At 70.9% G+C, this 24,624-nt stretch carries 23 protein-coding genes; 15 read left to right on the top strand and 8 right to left on the bottom strand.

Annotation, left to right across the window (positions count from 1 at the left end; translation table 11 throughout):
• Positions 1–52 precede the first annotated feature (52 nt).
• Both E1288_RS29040 and E1288_RS29035 read left to right on the top strand, forming a co-directional pair.
• Positions 53–1,174: a catalase family protein gene (locus E1288_RS29040; protein WP_132490538.1), complete on the top strand. Its 1,122-nt coding sequence runs from the start codon at positions 53–55 to the stop codon at positions 1,172–1,174.
• An 86-nt stretch (positions 1,175–1,260) separates the two neighbouring features.
• A complete protein-coding gene (locus tag E1288_RS29035; RefSeq protein WP_207954608.1) occupies positions 1,261–1,917 on the top strand; it encodes a GAP family protein in 657 nt (218 codons plus the stop codon).
• A 124-nt stretch (positions 1,918–2,041) separates the two neighbouring features.
• Here the strand turns inward: E1288_RS29035 and E1288_RS29030 are convergent, their stop codons facing one another.
• On the bottom strand, positions 2,042–2,740 hold the full coding sequence (locus tag E1288_RS29030) for a GntR family transcriptional regulator (protein ID WP_207954607.1): 699 nt from the start codon (positions 2,738–2,740) through the stop codon (positions 2,042–2,044).
• An 88-nt stretch (positions 2,741–2,828) separates the two neighbouring features.
• Positions 2,829–4,019 (bottom strand): alpha/beta hydrolase family protein, encoded by a 1,191-nt coding sequence (locus E1288_RS29025; RefSeq protein WP_132490532.1) that lies wholly within the window; start codon positions 4,017–4,019, stop codon positions 2,829–2,831.
• Positions 4,020–4,216: 197 nt separating this feature from the next.
• Here E1288_RS29025 and E1288_RS29020 point away from each other — a divergent pair, with 197 nt between their 5' ends.
• On the top strand, positions 4,217–4,993 hold the full coding sequence (locus E1288_RS29020) for an SDR family oxidoreductase (protein ID WP_132490530.1): 777 nt from the start codon (positions 4,217–4,219) through the stop codon (positions 4,991–4,993).
• A 259-nt stretch (positions 4,994–5,252) separates the two neighbouring features.
• Here the strand turns inward: E1288_RS29020 and E1288_RS29015 are convergent, their stop codons facing one another.
• Positions 5,253–6,716 (bottom strand): MFS transporter, encoded by a 1,464-nt coding sequence (locus E1288_RS29015; protein WP_132490528.1) that lies wholly within the window; start codon positions 6,714–6,716, stop codon positions 5,253–5,255.
• Between the two features lie 299 nt (positions 6,717–7,015).
• Here E1288_RS29015 and E1288_RS29010 point away from each other — a divergent pair, with 299 nt between their 5' ends.
• Positions 7,016–7,765: a glucose 1-dehydrogenase gene (locus tag E1288_RS29010; RefSeq protein ID WP_132490526.1), complete on the top strand. Its 750-nt coding sequence runs from the start codon at positions 7,016–7,018 to the stop codon at positions 7,763–7,765.
• A gap of 211 nt (positions 7,766–7,976) precedes the next feature.
• Here the strand turns inward: E1288_RS29010 and E1288_RS29005 are convergent, their stop codons facing one another.
• From E1288_RS29005 to E1288_RS28995, 3 genes are read right to left on the bottom strand one after another with little or no spacing between them, the layout of a single operon-like run.
• On the bottom strand, positions 7,977–8,384 hold the full coding sequence (locus E1288_RS29005) for a nuclear transport factor 2 family protein (RefSeq protein ID WP_132490524.1): 408 nt from the start codon (positions 8,382–8,384) through the stop codon (positions 7,977–7,979).
• Positions 8,381–8,890 carry a nuclear transport factor 2 family protein gene (locus tag E1288_RS29000; protein ID WP_132490522.1) on the bottom strand — a complete coding sequence of 170 codons (510 nt, stop codon included), beginning with the start codon at positions 8,888–8,890 and terminating at the stop codon, positions 8,381–8,383. Before E1288_RS29000 ends, E1288_RS29005 begins: the two co-directional genes overlap by 4 nt.
• Before the next feature lie 15 nt (positions 8,891–8,905).
• On the bottom strand, positions 8,906–9,763 hold the full coding sequence (locus E1288_RS28995; protein ID WP_132490520.1) for a TIGR03619 family F420-dependent LLM class oxidoreductase: 858 nt from the start codon (positions 9,761–9,763) through the stop codon (positions 8,906–8,908).
• Positions 9,764–9,992: 229 nt separating this feature from the next.
• Between E1288_RS28995 and E1288_RS28990 the strand changes: the two genes are divergently transcribed.
• The gene (locus E1288_RS28990; RefSeq protein WP_207954606.1) at positions 9,993–10,880 is read left to right on the top strand and encodes an IclR family transcriptional regulator; all 888 of its coding nucleotides are present in this window, start codon (positions 9,993–9,995) and stop codon (positions 10,878–10,880) included.
• A 65-nt stretch (positions 10,881–10,945) separates the two neighbouring features.
• Here E1288_RS28990 and E1288_RS28985 read toward each other — a convergent pair whose 3' ends face one another.
• A complete protein-coding gene (locus E1288_RS28985) occupies positions 10,946–11,527 on the bottom strand; it encodes a flavin reductase family protein (RefSeq protein WP_328592498.1) in 582 nt (193 codons plus the stop codon).
• Positions 11,528–11,742: 215 nt separating this feature from the next.
• Here E1288_RS28985 and E1288_RS28980 point away from each other — a divergent pair, with 215 nt between their 5' ends.
• From E1288_RS28980 to E1288_RS28940, 9 genes are all read left to right on the top strand, one after another.
• Entirely contained in the window at positions 11,743–12,609 is an 867-nt protein-coding gene (locus E1288_RS28980; RefSeq protein WP_132490518.1) for an alpha/beta fold hydrolase, read from the top strand.
• Entirely contained in the window at positions 12,606–14,258 is a 1,653-nt protein-coding gene (locus E1288_RS28975) for an FAD-binding protein (protein WP_132490516.1), read from the top strand. Before E1288_RS28980 ends, E1288_RS28975 begins: the two co-directional genes overlap by 4 nt.
• A gap of 13 nt (positions 14,259–14,271) precedes the next feature.
• Positions 14,272–15,315, top strand: a complete 1,044-nt coding sequence (locus tag E1288_RS28970) for a ferredoxin--NADP reductase (protein ID WP_132490514.1) — start codon at positions 14,272–14,274, stop codon at positions 15,313–15,315.
• Between the two features lie 172 nt (positions 15,316–15,487).
• A complete protein-coding gene (locus tag E1288_RS28965) occupies positions 15,488–16,273 on the top strand; it encodes a 2-keto-4-pentenoate hydratase (protein WP_132490512.1) in 786 nt (261 codons plus the stop codon).
• 86 nt (positions 16,274–16,359) lie between these two features.
• Positions 16,360–17,211, top strand: coding sequence for an acetaldehyde dehydrogenase (acetylating) (locus E1288_RS28960; RefSeq protein ID WP_397526936.1), 852 nt, complete (start codon positions 16,360–16,362; stop codon positions 17,209–17,211).
• 7 nt (positions 17,212–17,218) lie between these two features.
• A complete protein-coding gene (gene dmpG / locus E1288_RS28955; RefSeq protein ID WP_132490508.1) occupies positions 17,219–18,265 on the top strand; it encodes a 4-hydroxy-2-oxovalerate aldolase in 1,047 nt (348 codons plus the stop codon).
• The gene (locus E1288_RS28950; RefSeq protein ID WP_132490506.1) at positions 18,265–19,449 is read left to right on the top strand and encodes an acyl-CoA dehydrogenase family protein; all 1,185 of its coding nucleotides are present in this window, start codon (positions 18,265–18,267) and stop codon (positions 19,447–19,449) included. Before dmpG ends, E1288_RS28950 begins: the two co-directional genes overlap by 1 nt.
• Before the next feature lie 43 nt (positions 19,450–19,492).
• Positions 19,493–20,413, top strand: a complete 921-nt coding sequence (locus E1288_RS28945; RefSeq protein ID WP_132490504.1) for a VOC family protein — start codon at positions 19,493–19,495, stop codon at positions 20,411–20,413.
• Between the two features lie 7 nt (positions 20,414–20,420).
• Positions 20,421–21,893, top strand: coding sequence for an FAD-dependent oxidoreductase (locus E1288_RS28940; protein ID WP_132490502.1), 1,473 nt, complete (start codon positions 20,421–20,423; stop codon positions 21,891–21,893).
• 299 nt (positions 21,894–22,192) lie between these two features.
• Here E1288_RS28940 and E1288_RS28935 read toward each other — a convergent pair whose 3' ends face one another.
• Positions 22,193–23,125, bottom strand: a complete 933-nt coding sequence (locus tag E1288_RS28935; protein ID WP_132490500.1) for a helix-turn-helix transcriptional regulator — start codon at positions 23,123–23,125, stop codon at positions 22,193–22,195.
• 166 nt (positions 23,126–23,291) lie between these two features.
• Between E1288_RS28935 and E1288_RS28930 the strand changes: the two genes are divergently transcribed.
• On the top strand, positions 23,292–24,551 hold the full coding sequence (locus tag E1288_RS28930; protein WP_207954605.1) for an MFS transporter: 1,260 nt from the start codon (positions 23,292–23,294) through the stop codon (positions 24,549–24,551).
• Positions 24,552–24,624: the final 73 nt, after the last annotated feature.

The raw sequence follows: 24,624 nt of genomic DNA, 5'->3' as shown, positions 1-24,624 counted from the left end.
GCAGTACTGGCCGACCCGTTCATCGACCGCATGACGAAGGAAGGCCGAGATCATGGCAACAGGGTTCATCCCATACACGCGGGACGTCGAAGTCGCTGATCCCCAGTTCGACCAGAACCTGCAGACGGTGATCGGGAAGACGGAGCGGTACATTGCCGATTCGGTCGAATCCGAGGGCACCGGCCGGGCTGTCCGCGACGCACATGCCAAGGGATATGGGCTGGTCCGGGCGGAGGTCGAGATCCTGGGCGGGCTGCCCACCGAGTACGCGCAGGGTGTCTATGCCGCACCGGGAAGGCATGAGGCGCTCATCCGCTTCTCCAATGGTTCGCCCCACGCCGGGGCCGACGCGCGGCTCGGCACGGCGGCCGGACTGGCGCTGAAGATCTTCGGCATCGACGGTCCGATTTTGCTGGAGGACGAGCGTGACACGCGCACTTTCGACTACGCCAACATCAATGCGCCGATCTTCTTCTGCAACACGGTCGAGCACTACCTGTTCATCCAGGACCTTTTCCTCCAGGCCCCGGCCTACTTCGCGGAAGGTCGCCCTGGAGTGCATCGTTTCTACCGGGATTTCGTGACCGGCAAGGGAACGCTCGACCAGGAGGATTGGGCCTGGGACGAGTTCCTGGCATTCCTCCGCCTGTCGCAGCTGCCCAAGGTGAATGTGTTGCTGTCGAGCTATTGGACGATGGGCGCGGTCCGGCACGGCGACTACATCGCCAAGGTGCGTTTCGCCCCGGACCCCGTCTCCGCCGACGGGGTGGTCCGGCGCGCCATGGATATCGCCTCGGCGCCGGAGGTCTTCCGGCCGGCTTTGGTGGCCGAGCTGGGGGAGCGCCCCTACGCGTTCGACATCCAGGTCCAGCTGTGCACCGATCTGGAGCGGATGCCGGTCGAAGACCTCACCGTGGAGTGGCCGGAAAAGCTCTCACCGTTCGTCACGGTGGCCAAGCTGCGGATCCCGCAGCAGGACATCTCGGGCGAAGACAACCTGGAGAAGATGGATGCGCTGTCCTTCACACCTTGGCGGGTCACGGCTGAACACGCGCCCCTGGGCAACATCATGCGGGCACGCAAGGAGGTTTACCGCCGCTCCTCCATACTGCGTCACAAGCTCAACCAGCAGCAGCGCGAAGAGCCCCGCAGCGCCGACGAATTGCTGCCATAGCGCCCAGTGGTCGGCTCGGTGGAGCCAGTCAGCCTGATCGTCCCTGATCCCGCCCGGAGGCCGCTTTGGATAAAGCTCTCGGTGATGTGCTGGGCCTGGCGGCCGGTGTCGCCGTCAGCCCACTCCCGATCGTCGCGATCATCCTCGTCCTGGCCACGCCGCGGGGACGTCTCAACGGGCCGCTGTTCGCAATCGGCTGGATCGTCGGGCTTTCGGCGCTGGGCGCCGTGATGCTGGCGATCGGCGGGCCGGCCGGTGCCTCCACCCACCAGCAGCCGGCCACCTGGGTGGGGGGCCTCAAGCTCGCGCTGGGGGTGCTTCTCGTCCTCCTCGGCGCCCGGCAGTGGCGCCGACGGCCTGTCGACGCCTCGCAGGCGCAGCTGCCGACGTGGATGGCTGCGATCGACCGCTTCACACCGATCAAGATCTTCGGGCTTGGACTGGCACTGGCGGCGGCCAATCTCAAGAACGCACCGCTGACCCTCGCCGCGGGTGCGTCGATAAGCTCGGCCGGGCTTCCCGTCGGGCAGCAGATCGCGTCGCTGGCGGTGTTCGTGATCATTGGTTCGCTGGGACTTCTGGCTCCGCTCGGGGTCGTCCTGTTCATGGGAGAGCCGGCGAAGAACGTGCTCGGTGGGTGGAAAGATTGGGCCGTGCGGCACAACACCGCCGTGATGGCGGTGTTGTTCTTCGTGCTCGGCTTGAAGCTGTTCGGCGACGGTCTCGGCATCCTCGTCTCGTGAAGACGAAGCGGTCACGGCCGCTAAGCCTGGATCGACGGCAGGACGCGCTGTTCTCGGATGCGCGATCAGCGCCGCTTGCACGACCGCGTTACGCCCGGCCGGCGCGGCGGAAGCCCGCTGATCTTCAGGATTCCGGTTCCTCGTCTTCCCAGAGACCGGTCTTCTCGAGCATCTCGATCACGTGGTCGGCGCCCTCGGCGACGTGTTCTTCCATGAGCGTCCGCGCCTTCCGGGCGCTGCGCTTGCGCAGGGCCTCGACCAGGAGGGCGTGCTGTTCCCTGGTCAGCTCGACGCGGGATTCCAGCGAGGCGTAGAAGCGGTTCGGCAGGTGCCGCACGACGCCCGCGAGCAGCAGCGCGAGCCGGTGCGAGTCCGCGGCGAGGTTGATCTCGCGGTGGAAGGCGTGCCCGAGATCGGCGATGCGGTCCTTGTCTCCGGCCGCGATGGCCTCGTCGAGCTGCTCGATGACCGACTTGAGCCGGTCGATCTGCTCCGGGGTGATCTTCTTCGCGGCGCGCGCGGCGAGCTCACCGGCCAGCCTCGCCTGCGCCCAGAACAGGTCCCGCACGTCCTGCCGCGTGAAGGGGGCCACGACGAAACCGCGGCGGGGGACCAGCTGCACGAAGCCCTCGCTGTGCAGCGTCAGCAGGCCCTCGCGGACGGGGGTGTTGCTGACGCCGACGGCCTCGGCGATGGGCTCCATGCGGAGGAAGTCGCCCGGCTTGAAGCGCCCGGACATGATCTGCTCGCGGACGTAGCTCGCCACCTCGTCGGGCAGCTGCCTCCGCTCGTTGCCGCGGACCGCGCCGTAAGCCACCGACACCCCACTCCACGATCCCGAAAGCCTCCCGATCATCATATCCCGGGGCCGGGTTCATCCGTGCCCGCTGCGGATCGGACGGCGGCCCGGTTCACGGCAGGGAGCAGGCGCTCGCCGGTTGTCGGTTCGCGAGGAGATCTTCGGTGAACCGCTGCGCCGCGGGCTGGGACGCCGCGAGGACCTGGCGGTGATCCGCGCCGTCGTACGCCTCGTAGGCGATCGAGGGGGAGCGTTCGCACAGGGACTTCACCAGCTGGTCGGTTCCCCGCTTGCTCACGAGCACGTCCGTCGTGCCCTGCAGGACCAGGGTCGGGACGCGGAGCGCCAGGCCCTCCGGTTCCTGCGACTTCAGGTACGCCGTCAGCCGGTCGAGATCCGCGCCCTCGCGGAAGACCCGCTCCGCCCGCACCGTCGAGGCGGCCTCCCGAATCCCGTCCTGGCAGGTCGTGCGCGCCACGTCCAGCACCGGGCGGACCTCGTCGGCGAGCAGCTGTTCGGGCACGATTCCGGGATCGACCGCAGCCGCCCCGATGAGCATCGTGGGGAGGAACGGCAGCGCTGCGCGGACGCCCTGCTCGCCCGTTCGCTGCTGGAAGTACGCCGTCGTCTGGCTCGTCTGGAAGCCGCCCGGCGCGATGGACACGGCACCGCGCAGCGACAGCCCGGCGGCTTGCTGGTCCGCTGCCGCGGTGAACAGCGCGGCGTGGCCGCCCTGGCTGTGCCCCACCGCGAACCAGTCCGATCCGACGCCGGGGTCGACCTGGTGCGCGGCGCGGACGATGTCGGTGACCGCGTTCGCCGCGCTGGGCCCGTTGAGGTAGGGGTGCTCTCCGGGCGTGCCGAGCCCCTCGTAGTCGGTTTGCACCACGACGTAGCCGGCGGCGACCCACCGGTCCAGCGTCTGGTCGACGAGCCCGACGTAGGAGTGCGCCGGGCCGCCCGGCCGGTCGGCGGACGGCGCGCAGACGTCGGCCGTGCCGGTGGTGCCGTGCGCCCAGCTGATCACCGGCCAGCCCGCCTGCGGAGGGCGAGACTTGGGCACCGAGACCGTTCCCGAGACCGTGATCGGCTTCCCGCCGGCGTCCGCGGAGGTGTAGGAGATCAGCCATTCGCCCTGCGCGCTGGGCAGGCGCCGGTGGTCCAGCGGGACCGAGCTCGACAGGGTGCCGCGTTCCGATGGCGCCGGCTGCGGGGTGTCGCCGGTGCCTGCGGAGCAACCGGACGCGACCAGTCCGGCCGCGAGCAGCGCGGTCAGCGAGGTGGTTGGGGACAGCCGGTTCACGGGCGTTCCTCCCGGGCGGTCGGGTTCGAAGTCCCGCAGAGACAACCTCGTCGGCACCCGGCGGGAGTCCGCCGATCCCACTCACCGGTACTACCGGATCCCGCGGGGCGGTGAACTCCGATAGGCATGCGGTGATGGCCGCCGACCCGGATTTTCCCAGGCGAGGCCGAACGAACTGGTGTGAGGAGCACGAGGACATGACACGCCGCATCGCCGTGACCGGCTCGGCATCGGGCATCGGCAAGGCCCTGGTCGAGATGCTGAGGGCGCAGGGGGACACCGTGATCGGTGTCGATCGGGACACCGCGGACGTCCGCGCCGACCTGTCCACCGACGAAGGGCGGACCCGGGCGGTGGCGGAGGTGGCCGACCTCGGCGCGGGACGCCTGGACGGCGTGGTCGCGTGCGCCGGCGTCTCGCTGCCCGATCCGATCGCCGTGGGCGTCAACTACTTCGGCGTCGTGCGGCTGCTGGAGGGGCTTCGGCCGCTGCTCGCGGCCGCCCCGCAGCCGCGAGCAGCGGTGGTCGGTTCCATCGCCGGCACGCAGCCGGTCGACCAGGCCGTGATCGACGCGTGCCTGCGGGACGACGAGCAGGCGGCGCTGGAACGCGCGCGGGCGGCGGTCGAGGGCGGGGCCGGTTTCCGGTTGTACCCGTCGTCGAAATCGGCCCTCGCGCAGTGGCTGCGCCGCGCGGCGGTGACCGCGGACTGGGCGGGTGCGGGCATCCCGCTCAACGCCGTGGCACCGGGAGTGGTGCTCAGCCCGATGGCGGCGCCGCTCCTCGAGGACGAGGCGATGAAGAAGGTCGTGGACGAGGCGGTGCCGATGCCGCTGAACGGATACGCGGAACCGGGCGTGATCGCCGCGGCACTGGGCTGGCTGATCAGCACGGGGAACACGCACATGACCGGGCAGGTGATCTATGTGGACGGTGGCGCCGAAGCCACCCTGCGGGGCCCGGAAGTCTTCTAGCGGTCGAGAACGGGGCTGCGGTGCGCGACCGCAGCCCCGTTCTCGACGCGCAGTGGCGAACCAAGGCGCCCACCGACCCTGGGCGCCTATCGAGGTGAACGGCCTGTTCGCTCCGCTCCGGTGGTGCGTGCTGGTGTTGGATGGATGAAGTGAACGGCCTGTTTGCCTCGCCTATTGAGGCGAACAGGCCGTTCACGCCACACCAGCCGGGCGAGTCGTGCCACCTCGCCGGATGGGTACGGTTCCGCCGGGACAGCCCCTACAACTCGTGCTGGCTGCGGAGGGGGCCGGTGGAGAGGGCGCTGATCAGGGCGATGGCGCCGCACACCGCAGTTGCGAGGAAGGCCAGCACGAAGCCCGATTCGGCGTAGTGCACCTCGGTGCCGAGATAGGTCGCGCCCGGCAGCAGTAGCAGCACCACCAGCACCTGAGATCCGAGCGAACTTCCGAAACTGCCCACCAGGTTCAGCATTCCGCCGCTGACCCCCTGCACGTCGGCGGGCACCGCGTGCATGATGACGTTCGGGAGCGAGGCCGAGGCGGCCCCGATGCCGAGCCCGAAGATCAGCTGCGACAGCAGGACGATCCCTGTGGTGTCGTGGACGAACGCGATCAGGGTCGCGCCGATGGTCAGCGCCGAGGCGCCGAAGGCCATGCCGGCGCGGGGCCCGAAACGCCGCGAGACCAGCCCGCTGACCGGGCCCGCGATCATCCCGGATACTCCTGACGCGGCGACGAATCCGGCCACCTCGAGCGCCGACGAGCCGAACCCGAAGCCGCCTTCCGGCGACGACATCACGAACATCGGCACCAGCATCGAGTTGCCGACCAGCGCGAACTGCACGCAGGCGTTGGCGATCATGGGCAGACCGACCCTGCGCCGCGTGAGGAGGCCGATGTGGACGAGCGGATCGGCGGCACGCCGCTCGTAGGCGACCCATCCCGCGATGAGCAGCACGCCCGCGATGATCCCGCCCAGCGTCGGCACCGAGACCCAGCCCGCCTTCTTGGCCATCCCGACACCGGCGAGGAAGGCCAGCGCGCCGAGTCCCAGCAGCGCCGCCCCGGTCCAGTCCACGCCGACCTTGGCGCGCAGCCCGCTCTCGGGGATCAATCGCCACACCAGCAGGCCCACCACGACCGCGTAGCAGAGCTGGAACCAGAAGACGCCGCGGAAGGAGAACGTGCCGAGCAGGATTCCGCTGATGAACGGGCCGATGATCGTGCTGGCCCCCATCCCCGTGCCGATGAAGCCCAGCGCGATCGGGATCAGCCGCTTCGGCAGCACGTCCCGGACCAGCCCGTACGTCAGCGACAGGACGGCCAGGCCGAAGCCCTGCAGCGCGCGACCGGCGATCATCAGCGGCAGCACCGGAGCCGTCGCGCACAGCGCGGTGCCGACGGCGAACACGGCGGTGCAGGCCAGCGCGACCTTCTTCTTGCCGTAGATGTCGCCCAGCTTCCCGCACACCGCGAACGCGATCGCGCCCACCAGGGTGACGGCGGTGATGATCCAGGAGATGTCCGGCGATCGGTACGCGGCGGCGATGTTCGACAGCACCGGCGTCACCATCGTGTAGGTGAGCCCGGTGATCTCCACCAGCAGGACGAGAAGCGCGATGATCGCGTAGTTCTGCGCGGTGGACCGCTCCTGGCGAACGGATTCGCCGTCGGCGTCCGGTCCGGTGGGCGCAGATCTTTGCGGCAGCGATGCCTGATCCATTCTGGACTCCTCGCTGAGTCGGATTGGCTGCGGTGCTCATCGAATTCGGGCTGGCGGAGCGGAGTTCTGGCCAGCCGCGCGGCGCCCGGGGCAGGCCGTGGCGGATGCCCGGAGCGGGCGTGCCAGCGGACGCTAGCGACTCGACCAGGGGGCAACCGAAGAGGTCTCGGTCACCGAGACGGATGCGGAACCGGTGCGCGCCGGCGGCGGAGCTGCTCACTCAGCGGGATCGGGCCGGTGCGCCGCGCGCTCCGCCACCATGCTGCCCCCACGCACGACGGACGTGGAGGAGCGGGTCGATGGGCAAGCTGGACGGCAAGGTCGCACTGGTCACCGGAGGCGCGCGGGGCATGGGCTCAGCCCACGTCCGCACCTTCGCGGCGGAAGGAGCCCGGGTCGTCTTCGGCGACGTCCTGGCCGACGAGGGCCGGCGGCTGGCGGGGGAACTCGGCGACGACTGCCGCTTCTTCCCGCACGACGTGACCGAGACCGACGACTGGTCGGCGATCGTCGACCACACCGTTTCGGCGTTCGGCGGGCTCGACGTCCTGGTCAACAACGCGGGCATCCTGCGGTTCCAGTCCTACGCCGACGCGAACGTCGAGGACTTCCGGCAAATCCTCGAGGCCAACCTGGTTTCGCAGTGGCTCGGCATCAAGCACGCCGCGCCGGTCATGCGGGAAGGCGGCTCGATCGTGAACATCTCGTCGGTCAACGGGCTGGTCGGGGGAGCGGGCTTCGCCGGTTACAGCGCCAGCAAGTTCGGCATCCGGGGCCTGACGAGGTCCGCAGCGCTGGAGCTCGGGCCGCGCGGGATCCGGGTCAACTCCGTGCACCCCGGCAGCGTGGCCACGCCGATGACCGGCAGGGAGGAGGACGAGCTGGAGGACCGGACCGGCGAGCTGATTCGCCGGCTGCCCATTCCCCGCTACGCCAGATCGCAGGAGATCAGCAACGTGGTGCTGTTCCTCGCCTCCGACGAGTCGAGCTATTGCACGGGAGCGGAGTTCGTCGTCGACGGGGGAATGACCGCCGGAGCCGGGTTCTGAGGGCGTTCCAGACTGCGGTGCGGGCACGCGTGAGGCGTGATCGCCTGGCACGCAGGGCGTCGTTTTCGCGCGAAAACGGCGTTCCGCGTGAGGGCGGGCGTCGTTTTCGCGCGAAACCGCCGCCTCCTCGGGTCTCAGACGCCTTGCCGATGAGCCTTCATGAAACGATTCCTGAGGCGGGTCGTGTCCTATTAGGACGTGGCTGTGGCGGTCAGGCCGGGCGGAGCACGGCGAAGTCGCCGAGGACGATCCGCATGTCGAACGTGCGCGACGACAGCCGCCATCCGCCGGGCGTGCGCACCCAGCGGTCGTCGTACTCGCCCATGCACTCGAAGAAGCGCCCGGCCATCGGCCCGGCCCCGACGTGGTGCACGCGCGCGTAGGTGAGCGACCGCGCGGTGTCGCCGTCCACCGCCACCCGGTGGTTGCCGAGCAGGTGCTGCGTCGGCCCGCACCCGTCGAGGTGATCGCGCATCTGCCGCACGATCGCCTCGACGCCGTCCCTGCTGTACCCGTGGGCATCCGGGAGGAAGGCGGCCGCGACCGCCGTCCAGTCCCGCGCGTCGATCGCGGTCGCCAGCTCGGCGAGCCGCTCCACGATCTCCTCCCGGGCGGTCATTCCGCCTCCACCGCACCGGGATCGAGCGCGGCGAGCAGTCGCGGCGACTCCCCGCGGCCGTCGAGGACCCGGCCCGTGCGGCGGGTGACGCGCCAGCCCGCCGGTCCGCGCCGCAGCTGCCAGCGGTTGGCGGTGGCGCGGCGCACGGCGAACTCCCCGCCGTTGTGCACCACCATCAGCGAGTGGCCCACGGCGACGGCCTCGTCGCCTTCGACGGTGATGTGCGCGGGGCCGAGGAAGTGGGCGCAGCCGCCCTCGATCCAGCCCTGGTGCGTCGCGCCGGTGACCATCGCGACGATCTCGGCGCGGCCGTTCATCGACCACCCGTCGACCTCGTACGTGCCGTCGGGTTCCCAGCGGTCCGCCACCGCCTCGGCGCTCCCGCTGTCGACCAGCGGGCCGTAGCTCGCGATGAGCCGGGCGATCTCCTGCTGGTCTTCGAGCTGCCGCAGGCGCTCCTCCAATGCGGCGAACCGCTCGGCAAGATCGGTGGATTCCTCAGCCATCGGTACCTCATCCCGTCAATCGATGCCGGCCGCGATGCCGGCCAGGGCTTCGAGCTGCTCGCAGTAGTGGTCGGCGGATCGCGCCCGCAGCTGGGCGCCGATGAGCGTGGCGCCCGCTTCGCGCACCTGTGCCAGCGCCGCCTCGGCCGCCTCCGGTCGTCCCATCGGGTCCAGCGCGCGGCCCGCCGAGAGCACGACCTCGAAGTCCGCCGGCAGGTCGACCTTGGCCAGCATCTCCCGCAGCTGAGCCGTGTCGAGGCCGAAGGGCACCCAGCCGTCGCCGTGCTTCGCCGCGCGGCGGAGGGAGCGCAGCGTCCGGCCGCCGATCCACATCGGCACGCGGGCCTGCACGGCGTGCGGCTCCACGACGAAGCCCGCGTAGTCGTAGTGCTCGCCGTGGTACTCCGGTTCCCGCTGCGACAGGCTGGCCCGCAAGGCGGCGAGGGCGTCGTCGGCTCGCGAGCCCCGCCCCTCGAACTGCGCGCCGATCAGCGCGAACTCCTCTTCCAGGCTGCCCACGCCGAGCCCGAGCACCAGGCGGCCGCCCGACACGCGGTCGAGGGTGCCGTAGCGCTTGGCGATCTCCAGCGGGTGGTGGTAGCCGAGCACCAGGACCTGCGTGGCGAGGCGGATCCGCGTGGTGCGCGCGGCCAGGTATCCGAGCGTGGCCAGCGGGTCCCAGTAGGTCGCGCCGCGCTGCTCGGCGACCTCCCGGGGAATGCCCACGTGCTCGCTGCACGTCAGGTGGTGGAAACCCAACCGGTCGGCGGTCTCGGCGATCCTGCCGAGCTCTTCGATGCCCGCCGTGCGCTCCCACTCCGAATGCACGCCGGGCACCTGCGTCACCACCGGGCTTGCGATGCCGACTCTCATCTGCAGACCTTTCCTCGCGCGGCGCCGGTTTCACCGGGCCGTCGACAAGGTTTAGCCCAGCCGCCTCGCGAACTCCCGGCTCATCCCGGTCACCGGGAGCCGGCGGCGCCCGGAACACGGCGAAACCCCGGCGGGGCACTTCCGCAGCTCGCGCGCCGCTGCTACCGTTCCCGGCAAGGTGGAATTCATTTCAGTTTTACTTCCGGTACGCCGGGCCGAGGGGAGAACCATGACTGTCCCTTTCGCTCGCGAGAACGCTGACTCCCCGCGCCGCGAGCTGCCGCCGTCGATGGTGGAACGGATGACGCTGATCCTCGACTCGTTCGAGCGCTGCTCCGCTCGGCTCACCCTGGAAGACGTGGCTCGGCGCACGCATCTTCCCAGGTCGACCGCGCATCGGATCCTCGATCAGCTGGTCCGGCTCGACTGGCTCCGGCACAGCGCCGCCGGCTACTCGCTCGGGCGCCGCGCGCTCAGCCTCGGCGGCCAGGCCAACGCCCACGACGAGCTCCGCGGCGCCGCCGCACCGCTGCTGCACGACCTCCAGATGAAAACTGGAATGGTCGTTCACCTCGGGGTGCTGGAGGGCGGCGAGATCCACTACCTCGACAAGGTGGGCGGCCGGTTCGCCGCGTCGGTGCCCTCGTGCGTCGGCGGCCGGGCCCCGGCGCACTCGACCGCCCTGGGCAAGGCGATCCTGGCCGGGCTCGCGCCCGAGACCGTGGACGAGCTGCTCGGCGACCGCATCGGGCGGCTGACGGACCGGACCATCGGCGACATCGGCACCCTGCACCAGGAGCTCAACCGCATCCGGCGCCGCCACGGCCTCGCCTTCGAACGGGGCGAGTGCATTCCCTCGCTCGCCTGCGCGGCGGCCGCCGTCCGCGGCCCGGAGGGACCGGTGGGCAGCATCTCCTTGGTGGGCTACGTCAAGGCGCCGTTGGAGAAGGTGGCGCCGCTGGTTGTGGACGCCGCCAGGACGGTGTCGGGCGTGCTCTACCCGGCCGCGGCGAAACCGCGCTCCTGCCGCAAGATGAGCGTGGTCGCGCCCGAGAAGACCTGGTCGACCGCGACACTCGACCGGATGATGGCGGCCGGATCCGGCGACTGGCTCTGACCGCCGCGCGCCGGATTCCGGCCGTGCACCGCGGAAATCCCGCGCGACCCGGTGGGCGCGGCGGCTCAGGCCCAGGCGTCGCCCCAGCCCCAGGCGTCCGGCATGACGAGCTCCGGCTCCGGGGCGATCCCGAACCTGCCCCGGAAGAAGACCATCGGCGGCGCGTCGACGGGCGTCTCCAGCTCCAGCACCCGGCCGATCACCACGTCGTGGTCGCCGGCGGCGTGCACGTCGTGCACCTCCGCGTGCACCCGCAGGAGCACGCCGGGCAGCGCCGGGCTGCCCCACCGGGACAGCTGCCAGGGCAGTCCCTCGAACTTGGTTCCCCGGCTGGAACCGAACCGGTCGCACAGGTCGGTCTGCCGCTCGGCGAGCACGTTCACGCAGAAGCGCCCGGCGTCGCGGATCCGCGGCCAGGACCGGCCCCGGTGGTCGGCGCAGAACAGCACGAGCGGCGGTTCCAGGGACACCGAGGCGAAGGACTGGCAGGCGAAGCCCACCGGCTCGCCGTCGTACCCGGTCACCACCGTGACGCCGCTGGCGAAGGTACCCATCGCCCGCCGCATCTCCAGCGGCGTGGGCGCCACCGCCGCGGGGGCGCCGTCCACCGTCACCTGAGGATCTTCCGCTGCACGCTGGGTGTTCACGGGACCGACGTTATGCGCGCGGTTGCGGCGTTCTCGCCGCGTCGTCCCGTTGAGCGGGAGGCACCACCGGGAAGCGGAATCCGCGCGCGGTCGCGATCCCGTTGGCCGGGAGCCCGTGATCCCGCTGATCGGGAGTTCGCGACGCCCGACCGGGGCACCCGCGCCTAACGTGCAGCGGCGAAACCCCTGAAAGTCCTCGAGAGCTTGGGCGTGAGATGACGGAACTGAGCTACGAGTCCACGCTGCGCGAGCTGCAGACGGACCGCGGTGTCCTGCGCTACCACGAAGCCGGCGACGGGCCGCCCCTGCTGATGCTGCACGGGTCCGGACCCGGCGTCACCGGGTGGCGGAACTTCCGCGGCAACCTGCCGGTCTTCGCCGAGCACTTCCGCTGCCTGGTCCTGGAATTCCCCGGGTTCGGTGTCAGCGACCCGACCGACGAGCACCCCATGGTCGCCGCCCCCGACGCCGTCCGGCGATTCCTGGACGGCCTCGGCCTCCAGCAGGTGGACGTGATCGGCAATTCCATGGGCGGCATCGTCGCGACCCGGTTCGCCATCGACCAGCCGGACCGCGTGCGCCGGCTCGTCACCATCGGCGGGATCGGCCGCAACGTCTTCAGCCCCTCGCCGGGCGAAGGCATCAACCTGCTGATGGAGTTCACCGAGGAACCCACGCGGGAACGGCTCGTGGCGTGGCTGAACTCCATGGTGTACGACCGGGCGCTGGTGACCGAGGAGCTGATCGAGGAGCGCTGGGCGCACGCCACCGATCCGAGCACCCTCGCCAGCGCGCGGAAGATGTACGGCCGCAAGGCTTTCGAGGCCGTCGCCGCCGCGGCGGCGAAGTCCGACGAGCCGCCGTACTGGGCGATGCTGCACAAGATCCGGGCCAGGACGCTGATCACGTGGGGACGCGACGACCGGGTCAGCCCGGTCGACATGGCGCTGGTCCCGATGCGCACGATTCCCGACGCCGAACTGCACATCTTCCCCGACTGCGGGCACTGGACGATGATCGAGCAGAAGGAAGCCTGGGAGAGTGCGGTGCTGGCGTTCCTGACGCGGAAGGACGCGCCGTGACCGCGTCCTGGGACCACGAGTTCGACTTCGTCGTCGTCGGGTCCGGCGGCGGCGGGATGACCGCCGCGCTCACCGCCACCGACGCCGGCCTGTCGACGGTGGTCGTCGAGAAGGCCGGGAAGTACGGCGGCAGCACCGGGATGTCCGGCGGCGGCATCTGGATCCCCAACAACCCCGTGCTGCGGGCGAAGGGCCACGACGACAGCCGCGAGTCGATCCGCCGGTACCTGGACCTGCTCACCGAGGGCAAGGTGCCGGCCGCCCGCCTCGACGCCTACGTCGACCACGGCCCCGCGGCGATGGAACTGCTGTGCCGCAGCAGGTGGATGCGGTTCTACTGGACCAAGGGCTACGCCGACTACCACCCGGAGTACGAGGGCGGCCGGCCGATGGGGCGATCCGTCGAGCCGCTGCCGTTCGACACGCGGAAGCTCGGCGCGGACGAGGAGTTCCAGCGCCCCAACAGCATGAAGGGCCCGCTGGGCCTGTGGGTCACCGGCAAGGACTACCACGACCTGGCCATGGTCAAGCGCACCTGGCGGGGCCGCTGGGCGTCGGTGATCGCCGCCTGGCGGGTGTCCTCCAACGTCGTCCGGCGGCGGCACATGTCCATCGGCGGCCGGGCACTGGTCGCGCGGATGCGGATGGCGCTCAAGGACGCCGGAATCCCGCTGTGGCTGCGGGCTCCGATGACCGACCTGGTGGTCGAGGACGGTCGCGTGGCGGGTGTCGTGGTGCGTCGCGAGGGCGAGCAGCAGCGCATCCGCGCGCGCCGCGGCGTGCTGCTCGCGACCGGCGGCTTCGACCACAACAGCGAGATGCGAGCGGAATACCTGCCCGAGGGCGGGCAGGAGAACCACAGCCTCGGCGCGGTGGAGAACGTCGGGGACGGCATCGCGGCGGGCCGGAAGCTGGGCGCTGCCCTGGACTTCATGGACGACGCCTGGTGGATGCCCTCGGTCGAACATCCCTCGGGAGCCACGATCCCGCTGGTCTCCGAGCGCGCCATCCCGGGCCAGATCATCGTGTCGGCGGACGGGAAGCGGTTCACCAACGAGTCGGCCCCGTACACGAACTTCGTGCACGCCCAGTTGGCGGGCAAGCACCGGCCGATCTGGTTCATCCTGGACGCGAGGGCGCGCGCGAGGTACCCGTTCGCGCAGATCCTGCCCGGCATGCCGTTCCCGCAGAGCTTCTACGACGCCGGCATCGTGCACCGGGCCGGCACGATCGCGGAACTCGCGGAACGCATCGACATCCCGGCGGACGCGCTGCGGTGGACCGTCGACCGGTTCAACGGCTTCGCCCGCGCGGGCAAGGACGCGGACTACGGCCGTGGCGACAGCGCCTACGACCGCTACTACGGCGATCCCACGCTGAAGAACCCGAACCTGGACGTGATCGACAAGGCGCCGTTCTACGCGGTGCGGATCGAGGCGGGTGATCTCGGCACGAAGGGCGGCCTGGTCACCGACGAGAGCGGCCGGGTCCTGCGCGCGGACGACTCGGCGATCGAGGGCCTCTACGCCACCGGCAACACCACCGCGTCGGTCATGGCCAACGAGTACGCGGGCCCCGGCGCCACCATCGGCCCGTCCATCGTCTTCGGCTACATCGCGGCGAAGCACGCCGCAGGAGTTCTCGGATGAGGCGGGAGGAAACATGACGCCGCCAACGGTGTGGAAGCTTCGCGTCGTCGAGGTGATCCGGGAGACCGCCGACGCGCACACCCTCGTCCTGGAGCACTCCGAGCAGCCGGGCGAGCCATTCGGCTACCTGCCCGGCCAGTTCCTGACCATCCGGATCCCCTCGGACCGGCCGGGCGGCGCCGCCCGCTGCTATTCGCTGTGCAGTTCCCCGGTCTGCGACGAGAAGCTGAAGGTCACGGTCAAGCGCACCAAGGACGGCTACGGCTCGAACTGGATCTGCGACAACGTCGTCGCGGGCGACGTGCTCGACGTGCTGAGCCCGTCGGGCACGTTCACACCCGCGTCGCTGGACACCGATCTGCTGCTCGTCGCCGCCGGCAGCGGGATCACCCCGGTGCTCTCGATCCTCAAGTCCGCCCTCCGCGCGGGCAGGGGCCGGATCACCTTGCTCTACGCCAACCGGGACGAGAACTCGGTGATATTCCGCGACGAACTGCAGACGCTCGGGCTCGACGAGCACGGCGACCGGCTCACCGTGCTGCACTGGCTGGAATCGGTGCAGGGGCTGCCGACCGCCGCGGGCCTGCGGGAGCTGCTGCGGCCCTACGCCGACCGCGAGACTTTCGTCTGCGGGCCCAAGGTCTTCATGGACATGGTGCTCGAATCGCTGACCGCGCTCGGCGGGCCGCCGAAGCGAGTGCACATCGAACGCTTCACCTCGCTGACCGGCGATCCGTTCGCCGCCAACGAGAATCCGCCGGAGATCAGCCAGGACGGGCCGGTGAGCGAGGTCGAGGTGACCCTCGACGGGGAAACGCGCACCGTGTCGTGGCCCCGGAGCAGCAAGCTGCTCGACGTGCTCCTGGCCGCGGGCCTGGACGCGCCTTACTCCTGCCGGGAAGGCGCCTGCAGCGCTTGCGCCTGCGTGCTGCTCGAAGGCGAGGTCGACCTCGAGCGCAACGAAGTGCTCGACGACACCGACCGAGCCGAGGGCATCATCCTCGGCTGCCAGGCCGTGCCGCTCACCGACCGGCTGAAGTTGACCTACGACTACTGACCGGACGGGGTCCCGGTGAGCGGGCGGGAGAACCCGCGGTGCGAGCGCGCAGAACGCCCGCACCGCGGGTTTTCGCTTGTCCGGAAGGAGTTCTGCGATGACCTCACGGGGGTGGTCCCGGTGAGCGGGAGAGGAATCCCAGCTGCGCGGGATCGGCTGGCACCGTTCAGGCATGCTCGATGCGACAACTCGACAGGCTGCCGCCGACGTCCTCCGGGCCGCGCAGTCCGATCGCGCGCCGATCGATCCGCTCACCGAGCGGTTCCCCGGCATCGACGTGGTCGACGCCTACGAGATCCAGCTGCTGAACATCCGCCGGCAGCTCGCCGCCGGTGCGGTGGTGCGCGGTCACAAGGTCGGGCTGTCGTCCCCCGTGATGCAGCGGATGATGGGCGTCGACGAGCCCGACTACGGCCACCTCCTCGACACGATGTTCCTGGCGGAGGACCGCGCGGTGGAAACCGCGCGCTACTGCTACCCGCGCATCGAGGTCGAGATCGGCTACGTCCTGGGCGATTCGCTGCCGGGCGAGGGGTGCACGGAGGAGGACGTGCTCGCCGCCACCGAGTACGTCGTCCCGAGCCTGGAGCTGATCGACAGCCGGATCCGGGACTGGCGGATCGGCCTCGCCGACACCATCGCCGACAACGCCTCCTCCGCGGGCGTCATCCTCGGCTCCGCCCGGGCCAAGCCCGGCGAGCTGGACCTCGCCGACATCGAAGCGGTGCTGTTCTCCGGCGGCACCGAGATCACCCGCGGGAACACCAGCGCGGTGCTCGGGAACCCCACCACCGCGGTGGCCTGGCTGGCCCGCAAGGTCGCCACCTTCGGCGTCCGGCTCGAAGCGGGGCACGTGATCCTGCCGGGCTCGTGCACCAGGGCCGTCGACGTCGCGCCGGGCGAGGAGTACCGCGCGGACTTCACCGGCCTCGGGTCGGTCACGGCCCGGTTCGCGTGAGGCGCACCGGGAACCTGAAAGGAAATGGAACAGTGACCAAGGCGACCGCTGCCATCGTGGGCTCCGGCAACATCGGCACCGACCTGATGTACAAGCTGCTGCGCTCCGAAACCATCGAGCCGCGCTGGATGATCGGCGTGGACCCCGACAGCCCCGGCCTCAAGCGCGCGCACGGCGAGGGGCTGATCAGCTCCGCCGCGGGCGTCGACTGGCTGCTGGCGCAGGACGAACAGCCGGACATCGTGTTCGAGGCAACCTCGGCCTACGTGCACCGGGAGAACGCGCCGAAGTACGCCGAGCGGGGCATCCAGGCGATCGACCTGACCCCGGCCGCGCTGGGGCCCGCGGTCGTGCCCGCGGTCAACCTCGGCGAGCACCTCGACGCGCCGAACGTCAACCTGATCACCTGCGGTGGCCAGGCCACCATCCCGATCGTGCACGCCGTCTCGCGCGTGGTGGAGGTCGCCTACGCCGAGATCGTGGCCAGCGTCGCCTCGCCGTCGGCCGGGCCCGGCACCCGGGCGAACATCGACGAGTTCACCATCACGACCTCGCGCGGCATCGAGGAGATCGGCGGTGCCCGGCGGGGCAAGGCGATCATCATCCTGAACCCGGCCGAGCCGCCGATGCTGATGCGCGACACCGTGTTCTGCGCGATCCCGGAGGACTGCGACCGGGAGGCGATCGCCCGGTCCGTCCACGAGGTCGTCGCGGCCGTCGCGGGCTACGTGCCGGGCTACCGCCTGCGCGCGGAGCCGCAGTTCGACGATCCGTCCACTGTGAACGGTGGTATGGCCCGCGTCGCGGTGTTCCTCGAAGTGGAGGGCGCCGGCGACTTCCTCCCGCCGTACTCCGGGAACCTCGACATCATGACCGCCGCCGCAGCCGGCGTCGGCGCGGGCTTCGCCCGGCGGATCCGCGCGCAGAAGGGGCAGTGAGAAACCCATGGCCTACAGCACCGATCTCGACATCAGGATCACCGATTCCTCGCTGCGCGACGGCTCGCACGCCAAGCAGCACCAGTTCACCGCCGAGCACGTGCGCGACATCGTGGCCGCCCTCGACGGCGCCGGGGTCCCGGTCATCGAGGTGACCCACGGCGACGGCCTCGGCGGCTCGTCGTTCAACTACGGCTTCAGCCACACCCCCGAGCAGGAGCTGATCAAGACCGCGGTGGCCACGGCCAAGCGCGCCAAGATCGCCTTCCTGATGCTCCCCGGCGTCGGGGTGAAGGACGACATCCGCGCGGCGGCCGACAACGGGGCGGCCATCTGCCGGATCGCCACGCACTGCACGGAGGCCGACGTCTCCGTCCAGCACTTCGGGCTCGCCCGCGAGCTGGGCCTGGAGACGGTGGGCTTCCTGATGATGTCGCACAGCCAGCCGCCGGAGGTGCTGGCGCAGCAGGCCCGGATCATGTCCGACGCGGGCTGCCAGTGCGTCTACGTCGTGGACTCCGCGGGCGCCCTCGTGCTGGAGGACACCAGCGAGCGGATCGCGGCGCTGGTCGCGGAGCTCGGCGACGACGCCCAGGTCGGCTTCCACGGCCACGAGAACCTGGGTCTCGGCGTGGCCAACTCGGTGCTCGCCGTGCGCGCCGGGGCGACCCAGGTGGACGGCTCCACCCGGCGTTTCGGCGCCGGCGCCGGGAACACCCCGGTCGAGGCGTTCGTCGCGGTCGCCGAGAAGCTCGGCATCCGTACGGGCGTCGACACCCTGAAGATCATCGACGCCGCCGAGGACGTGGTCCGGCCGGTGATGGACGGCGAGTGCCTGCTCGACCGGCTCTCGCTGACCATGGGCTACGCGGGCGTCTACTCCAGCTTCCTCAAGCACGCCGATCGCGCCGCGGCGAAGTACGGCGTCTCCGGCGCCGAAATCCTCGTCGAGGCGGGCAAGCGCAAGCTGATCGGCGGCCAGGAGGACCAGCTGATCGAACTCGCCGTGGGCCTCGCCGCTCGCGGCTCCGACACCGAAGCGAGGGCCAGCTGATGTCCAACCCGGTTCTGACGGCGGTCGAAGAGCGCGCCGAGGAGATCGCCGCGGCCGCCGCCTCGAACGAGCGGCTCGGCAGGCTCGACGACCGAGCGGCCAAGGTGCTCCGCGAGACCGGTGTGATCAAGATGCTGCAGCCCGCCCGGTACGGCGGAGCCGAGGCGCATCCGGCCGAGTTCGCCGAGACGGTGATGAAGGTCGCGAGCCACGACGGCTCCACCGGCTGGGTCGCCGGCATCGTCGGGGTCCACCCGTGGGAGATGGCGATGGCCGACCCCCGGGTGCAGGAGGAGATCTGGGGCGAGGACACCGACACGTGGATCGCCTCGCCGTACGCCCCGCTCGGCGTGCTCAAGCCGGTCGACGGCGGTTACACCTTCAACGGGCACTGGCAGTTCTCGTCCGGGACCGACCACTGCGACTGGATCTTCCTCGGCGCCTTCATGGGCGACGAGGAGGGCAACGTGGCCCAGCCGCCGGTGTCCTACCACGTGATCCTGCCGCGGTCCGACTACGAGATCGTCGAGGACTCCTGGGACGTCGTGGGCCTGCGCGGCACCGGCAGCAAGGACGTCATCGTCAAGGACGCGTTCGTCCCGTCGTACCGGGTGATCCCGTTCAGCACGATGCTCGACGGGTCGGCGCCCAGGGACGCCGGGCTGGACAACCCGACCTACCACGTCCCGTTCACCACGGCCTTCCCGCTGGGCATCACCTCCGCGGTGATCGGCATCTGCGAGGGCGCCCTCGCGCACCACATGGCCTACCAGCAGAAGCGCGTGCAGATCACCGGCACCAAGATCAAGGACGATCTCTACGTGCTGTTCGCGATCAGCGAGGCCGCGGCCGAGATCCACGCCTCCCGCGTCGCGTTGCTCGACAACGTGTCCCGGATCTACGACAAGGTGGCCGCGGGCGTGGAGATCGGCTTCGGGGAGCGCGCGGTCAGCCGCCGCACCCAGGTCGCCGCGGCGTGGCGCGCCGTCCGCGCGATGGACGAGGTCGTCGCCCGCTCCGGCGGCAACGGCCTGCGCATGGACAACCCGATCCAGCGCTTCTGGCGGGACGGCCACATGGGCATGGTGCACGCCATCCACGTCCCGGGCGCCGTCTTCCACGTGTCCGCGCTGACCGAACTCGGCATCGAGCCGCCGCCGGGCCCGATGCGCTCGATGATCTGACCGCCCGTCACGATCCCGCCGCACAGAGATAGGAAGAACGCACATGCCCCAGATCCGCGGTCTCGGATACCTCACAGTGCAGACCCGGGACATCGACCGCTGGCGCGAGCTCACGGTCGACGCCCTCGGGCTCCAGGAGACCACCGGTCCCCACTCCGACGGGCTCTACCTGCGCATGGACGAGCGGGCCGCCCGGCTGATCGTGCTGCCCGGCGACACCGACAAGGTGCTCGCCGTCGGCTGGGAGGTGCGCGACCAGTTCGGGCTCGCGGCCGTCGGTCGCGACGTGGAGGCGGCAGGCACGGCGGTCAAGGCGCTGTCGCAGGCCGAATGCGACGAGCGGCGCATCGAGGCCGGGATCACCTTCGAGGACCCGACCGGCACTCCCGTCGAGGTGTTCTTCGGGCCGGTGCTCGACCACAGCCCGGTCGTCACCAAGCACGCCCACCGGTTCGTCACCGGGGATCAGGGCATGGGCCACGTGGTGCTGCCGACGAACTGTCCACAGGAGACGGTCGAGTTCTACACCGAGGTGCTCGGCTTCCTGCCGCGCGGCGCCATCCGCATCGGCGGCGGAACCCCGGACGCCCCGCCGCGCCGGGTGCGGTTCATGGGCGTGAACCAGCGCCACCACAGCCTCGCGGTCTGCCCGGCCCCGCACGGCGAGCCGCCGGGCCTGGTGCACCTGATGGTCGAGGTCGAGGAGATCGACACCGTGGGCCGGGCCCTCGACGAGGTCAACCGGCGCGGCTTCTCGCTGTCGTCGACCCTGGGCAGGCACACCAACGACAAGGCGATCTCCTTCTACGTCCGCGCGCCCGGCGGCTGGGACATCGAGTACGGCTGCGACGGCCTGCTCGTCGACGAGACGTACTACACGGCCGAGGAGATCACCGCGGACAGCTACTGGGGCCACGACTGGTCCGGTTCCGAACCGCTCGCGGCGTTCAGCCAGGAAGGGTGAGCGGCCGATGAGCCCCCGGCCGGTGCACCCGGTGCCGCTGTCGCAGGTGGGAGCGTTCGACCACGAAGCCGACGTCCTCGTCGTCGGCTTCGGGTGCGCCGGCGCGGCGGCCGCTTTCGAGGCGGCGTCCGCCGGCGCCGACGTCATCGTCCTGGAACGCGCCGGGGGCCCTGGCGGGTCCTCGGCGATGTCCGGCGGCGAGCTGTACCTCGGCGGCGGAACGCGCGTCCAGCGGGCATGCGGTTTCGACGACACGCCGGACGAGATGTTCGCCTACCTGGAAGCGGCCCTCGGCCCGCACGCCGACGCGGAGAAGCTGCGGCTGTACTGCGACGAGAGCGTCGAGCACTTCGAGTGGTTCTGCGCCCGCGGACTGGCCTTCGAGGAGTCGATGTACGACGCCCCGAGTTGGATGCCACCGACGCGCGACGGCCTGATGTGGCTGGGGGAGAACGCCTGGCCCTACAACACCATCGCGCGGCCGGTCCCGCGCGGCCACCGGCCCGCCGCGGAGAACTTCGGCGGCTGGCTGATCATGGAGCGCCTCGCGTCGGCCGCGCACGAGGCCGGGGCGCGGACGCACGCCGACACGCTCGCCACCGCGCTCGTCGTCGACGAGTCCGGGCGGGTCGCCGGGGTGGCGGCGACCAACTACGGCAAGACCGTCCACTACCGCGCCCGCCGCGGTGTGGTGCTCACCACCGGCGGTTTCGTGGACGACGAGGAGATGCTCGCCGACCACGCGCCGGTGCTGCTCGGGCACGGCAAGGTCAGCGACGGCCTCGACGACGGCAGCGGGATCCGGATGGCCGCCGCCCTCGGCGCGGCCACCCGGCGGATGGCGCAGGTGGAGGCGGCGCTGACCGCGCTGCCGGCGATGGTCTGCCGCGGCATGCTCGTCAACGCGCGGGGCCAGCGGTTCATCAACGAGGACGTGTACCCGGGCATGTTCAGCCACGCCGCGCTGCACCACCCGGCGCCGTGGTGGGTGATCATCGACGAGGAGGGCTACGACGCCATTCCCGAGCGCGACCTCTGGGGCGTGCGACCGCAGCACGTCGCCGAAACCCTCGCAGAGCTGGAAGAAGAGCTCGGCATGCCGGCAGGTGCGCTCGAAACGACCGTGGCGACGTACAACCGGCACGCCATCGAGGGCGACGACCCCCACTTCCACAAGAACCCGGCGTGGCTGCGCGAGCTCAAACCGCCGTTCGCGGCGGTGAACCCGGCGCTCGGCTTCAACCCGGGGGACGGCGAAGCCGCGCCGCCGGGCACGGGCATCGCCGGTTTCACGCTCGGCGGCCTGCACACCACAGTGGACGGTGTAGTGCTCGACGTCTCCGGCAACCCGATCGCGGGGCTCTTCGCGGCGGGGCGGGCGAGTTCCGGGATCCACGGCGGAGGCTACGTGAGCGGCACATCACTGGGCGACGGAACGTTCTTCGGGCGCCGAGCAGGCCGCGCCGCGGCACGGGCGTAGGCAGGTGCCATCCCGGCGCGCCTACCTGGAAACCCGCGCAACTCCTCGCTCCCCCGGCAAGAGGACCCTTCCGAACGGCTCTGCCCGGCTGATCTGAAGGCGCCCGGTGCCTGTGGCCGTCCCGTCTTGGTGAGTGTGGCGTTTTCGCGCGAAAACGGCGCCCGGTCCTCACGCGGAGCGCCGGTTTCGCGCGAAAACGGCGCCCCGCGACTCGGGCGGACACGTCCTACGCGTGCCCTCGCACCACTCTGGAAACGGAGCCCGAGGCCGCTGCGGACATCGCGGCGAGGAGCAGGACCTCAGTGCTCGGGGTGCTGGGATGGCGACCGCTCGGCTTGGTCTTCGGCCGCGGAGGCAGCTTCGCCGAGGTGGGTGGCGGCCCAGGTGGCCAGGAGGGTCATGGCGTCGGCCGAAGGGCTGCCGGGCTCGGGGCTGTAGATGGTGAGGACCAGGCCGGGGTCGGCGGGCAGCGGCATCGTTTCGTAGGTGACCGTGATGTCGCCGACGACGGGGTGGTGGAAGGTCTTGGTGCCGGTGTAGTGCAGGCGCACGTTGTGCTTGGCCCAGCGCACCCGGAATTCCTCGCTGCGGGTGGACAGTTCGCCGACCAGATCGGAGATGCCCCGGTCGTAGGGGTCGCGGCCGGCGTCGGTGCGCAGCAGGTTGACCGCGCTGTCGGCCATCCACTCCCAGTCGGGGTAGAAGTCCCGCGCCCGGGGGTCGAGGAAGCAGAACCGGACGAAGTTGACCGGCTGGCCGGGGTCGGGGTGCAGCGGGTCGGGGTAGAGCGGGGAGTAGAAGGCGTAGGCCAGCTGGTTGCCGCAGACGAAGTCGTGGCGGGCGTTGCGCACGAACGCCGGCACCGTCATGGAGTCCACCAGGCGCTGCACCATCGGCCGGATGGTCTTCGTGCGGCGGGGCCGGGGCCGCTGCGGGCTGGTGGTGGCGCTGCGGTGCAGGTCGAACAGGTGGGAGCGTTCGGCCTCGTCGAGCTGCAGGGCGCGGGCGATCGCGTCGAGCACGGCTTCGGAGATGCCGTTGACCTTCCCGCGCTCGATCTGCGTGTAGTAGTCGACCGAAAGCCCGGCCAGGGTGGCGACCTCTTGGCGGCGCAGTCCGGGCACGCGGCGCTTGGCGGCGTCGTAGACCGGCAGCCCGACCTGTTCAGGGGTGATCCCGGCCCGCCTCGACGCCAGGAACTCACCGATCTCCGCGTGGTGCTGCTTGCCCATGCGGCCGACGCTACGACGCCCGGCCCACAGCTGCCAGGTTCTGCGAGGGGGGTGCTGCCGGCACCCCCCTGAACGCCGCCTCCCACGTCCGCGACGTGCCGCGTTTCCTGGTCATCGGGAACCGCAGGACGGACCCGATGAAGAGCCACCTGGAGGGACGGAGACGTTGAGCACATCGCTGCGGGGTGCCACGAGCAGCACGCGGACGCCGGGACTGGTCTACGTGATCGCGGCGGGCATCTTCCTGATGGGCACCACCGAGTTCATGATCGCGGGGCTGCTGCCCGAAGCGGCCGCCGCCCTGGGCGTGGACGTCGCACGAGCGGGGCTTCTGGTGTCGGCGTTCGCGGTCGGGATGATCGTCGGGCCGCCGGTGATGGCGTTGGCCACGCTGCGCCTGCCCCAGCGGGCGACGTTGGTGCTGTCGTTGGCGGTGTTCGCGGTGGGGCACGTCGTGGCGGCGTTGAGCGGCTCGTTCGCCGTGGTGACGGTCTCGCGGGTGGTCACCGCGCTGGCCACCGGGACGTTCTGGGCGGTCGGTGCCGTGGTGGCCACCACGGCCGCCGGTCCGGGGGCGAGTGCCCGGGCGCTGTCGGTGATGTCGGGCGGGCTGAGCCTGGCCGTGGTCGCCGGTGTGCCGTTGGGCACCTTCGTCGGGCAGTACACCGGTTGGCGGGGCCCGTTCTGGATGTTGGCCGGCCTGGCGCTGCTGGCAATCGTGGCGGTGCTGCGATTCATGCCGGCCGCCACCGGCACCCAGCGCGCGGAGGTCACGGTGCGCGGGGAGCTGGCCACGCTGCGGCCGTGGCGGTTGTGGGTGGTGCTGGGTGCGATCGGGCTCGCCCAGGCCGGGTTCCTCGGTGCCTACAGCTACATCAGCCCGCTGCTCACCGACGGCGCAGGCATCCCGGTCGAGTTCGTGCCCCTGGTGCTGGTCGGGTTCGGGATCGGCGCGCTGGTGGGCACGGCCGTGGGCGGTCGTCTCGGCGACCGCCGTCCGCTCGCGACAGTCGCCGGAGCGTTCGCGCTGACGTCGTTGTTGCTGGTGCTGATCGTGTTCAGCTCGACCTGGTCGACGGTCGTGGTCGCGCTGGTCGTCCTGCTCGGGGCGTCGGGACTCGGGGCCAACCCGGTGCTGATCGCCCAGACGCTGCGCCACGCGGGCAGCGGTTCGACGCTGGCGTCCTCGCTGGCGACCGCGGCGTTCAACCTGGGCACCGCCGTCGGCGCCGCGGTGGCCGGGGCCACCCTGTCGACCTCGTGGGGTCTGGTCGGGCCTGCCGCGCTAGGCGCTGTCGTGACTGGCGTCGCGCTGCTGCCGATCGGACTGCTCGCGGCTGCCACGACTCGACGCGCCCAGGGCGATGCGCCCGGAAGCCGCCGCGAAAGCGAAAACGAGACGCCTGTTCCCGCCCCGGTGAGCTGAACCCACCGCCAGTTCGGCCGTATCCGCGGCTGCGGGGCCCGGTAGCCGCGGATACGGCCGAACTGGCGGTGGG

Origin of the sequence: Saccharopolyspora elongata, assembly GCF_004348985.1 — a bacterium.
Lineage (GTDB): Bacteria > Actinomycetota > Actinomycetes > Mycobacteriales > Pseudonocardiaceae > Saccharopolyspora > Saccharopolyspora elongata.
Note: the sequence above shows the minus strand (reverse complement) of the source record. Positions and strands in the feature narration are given on the sequence as shown.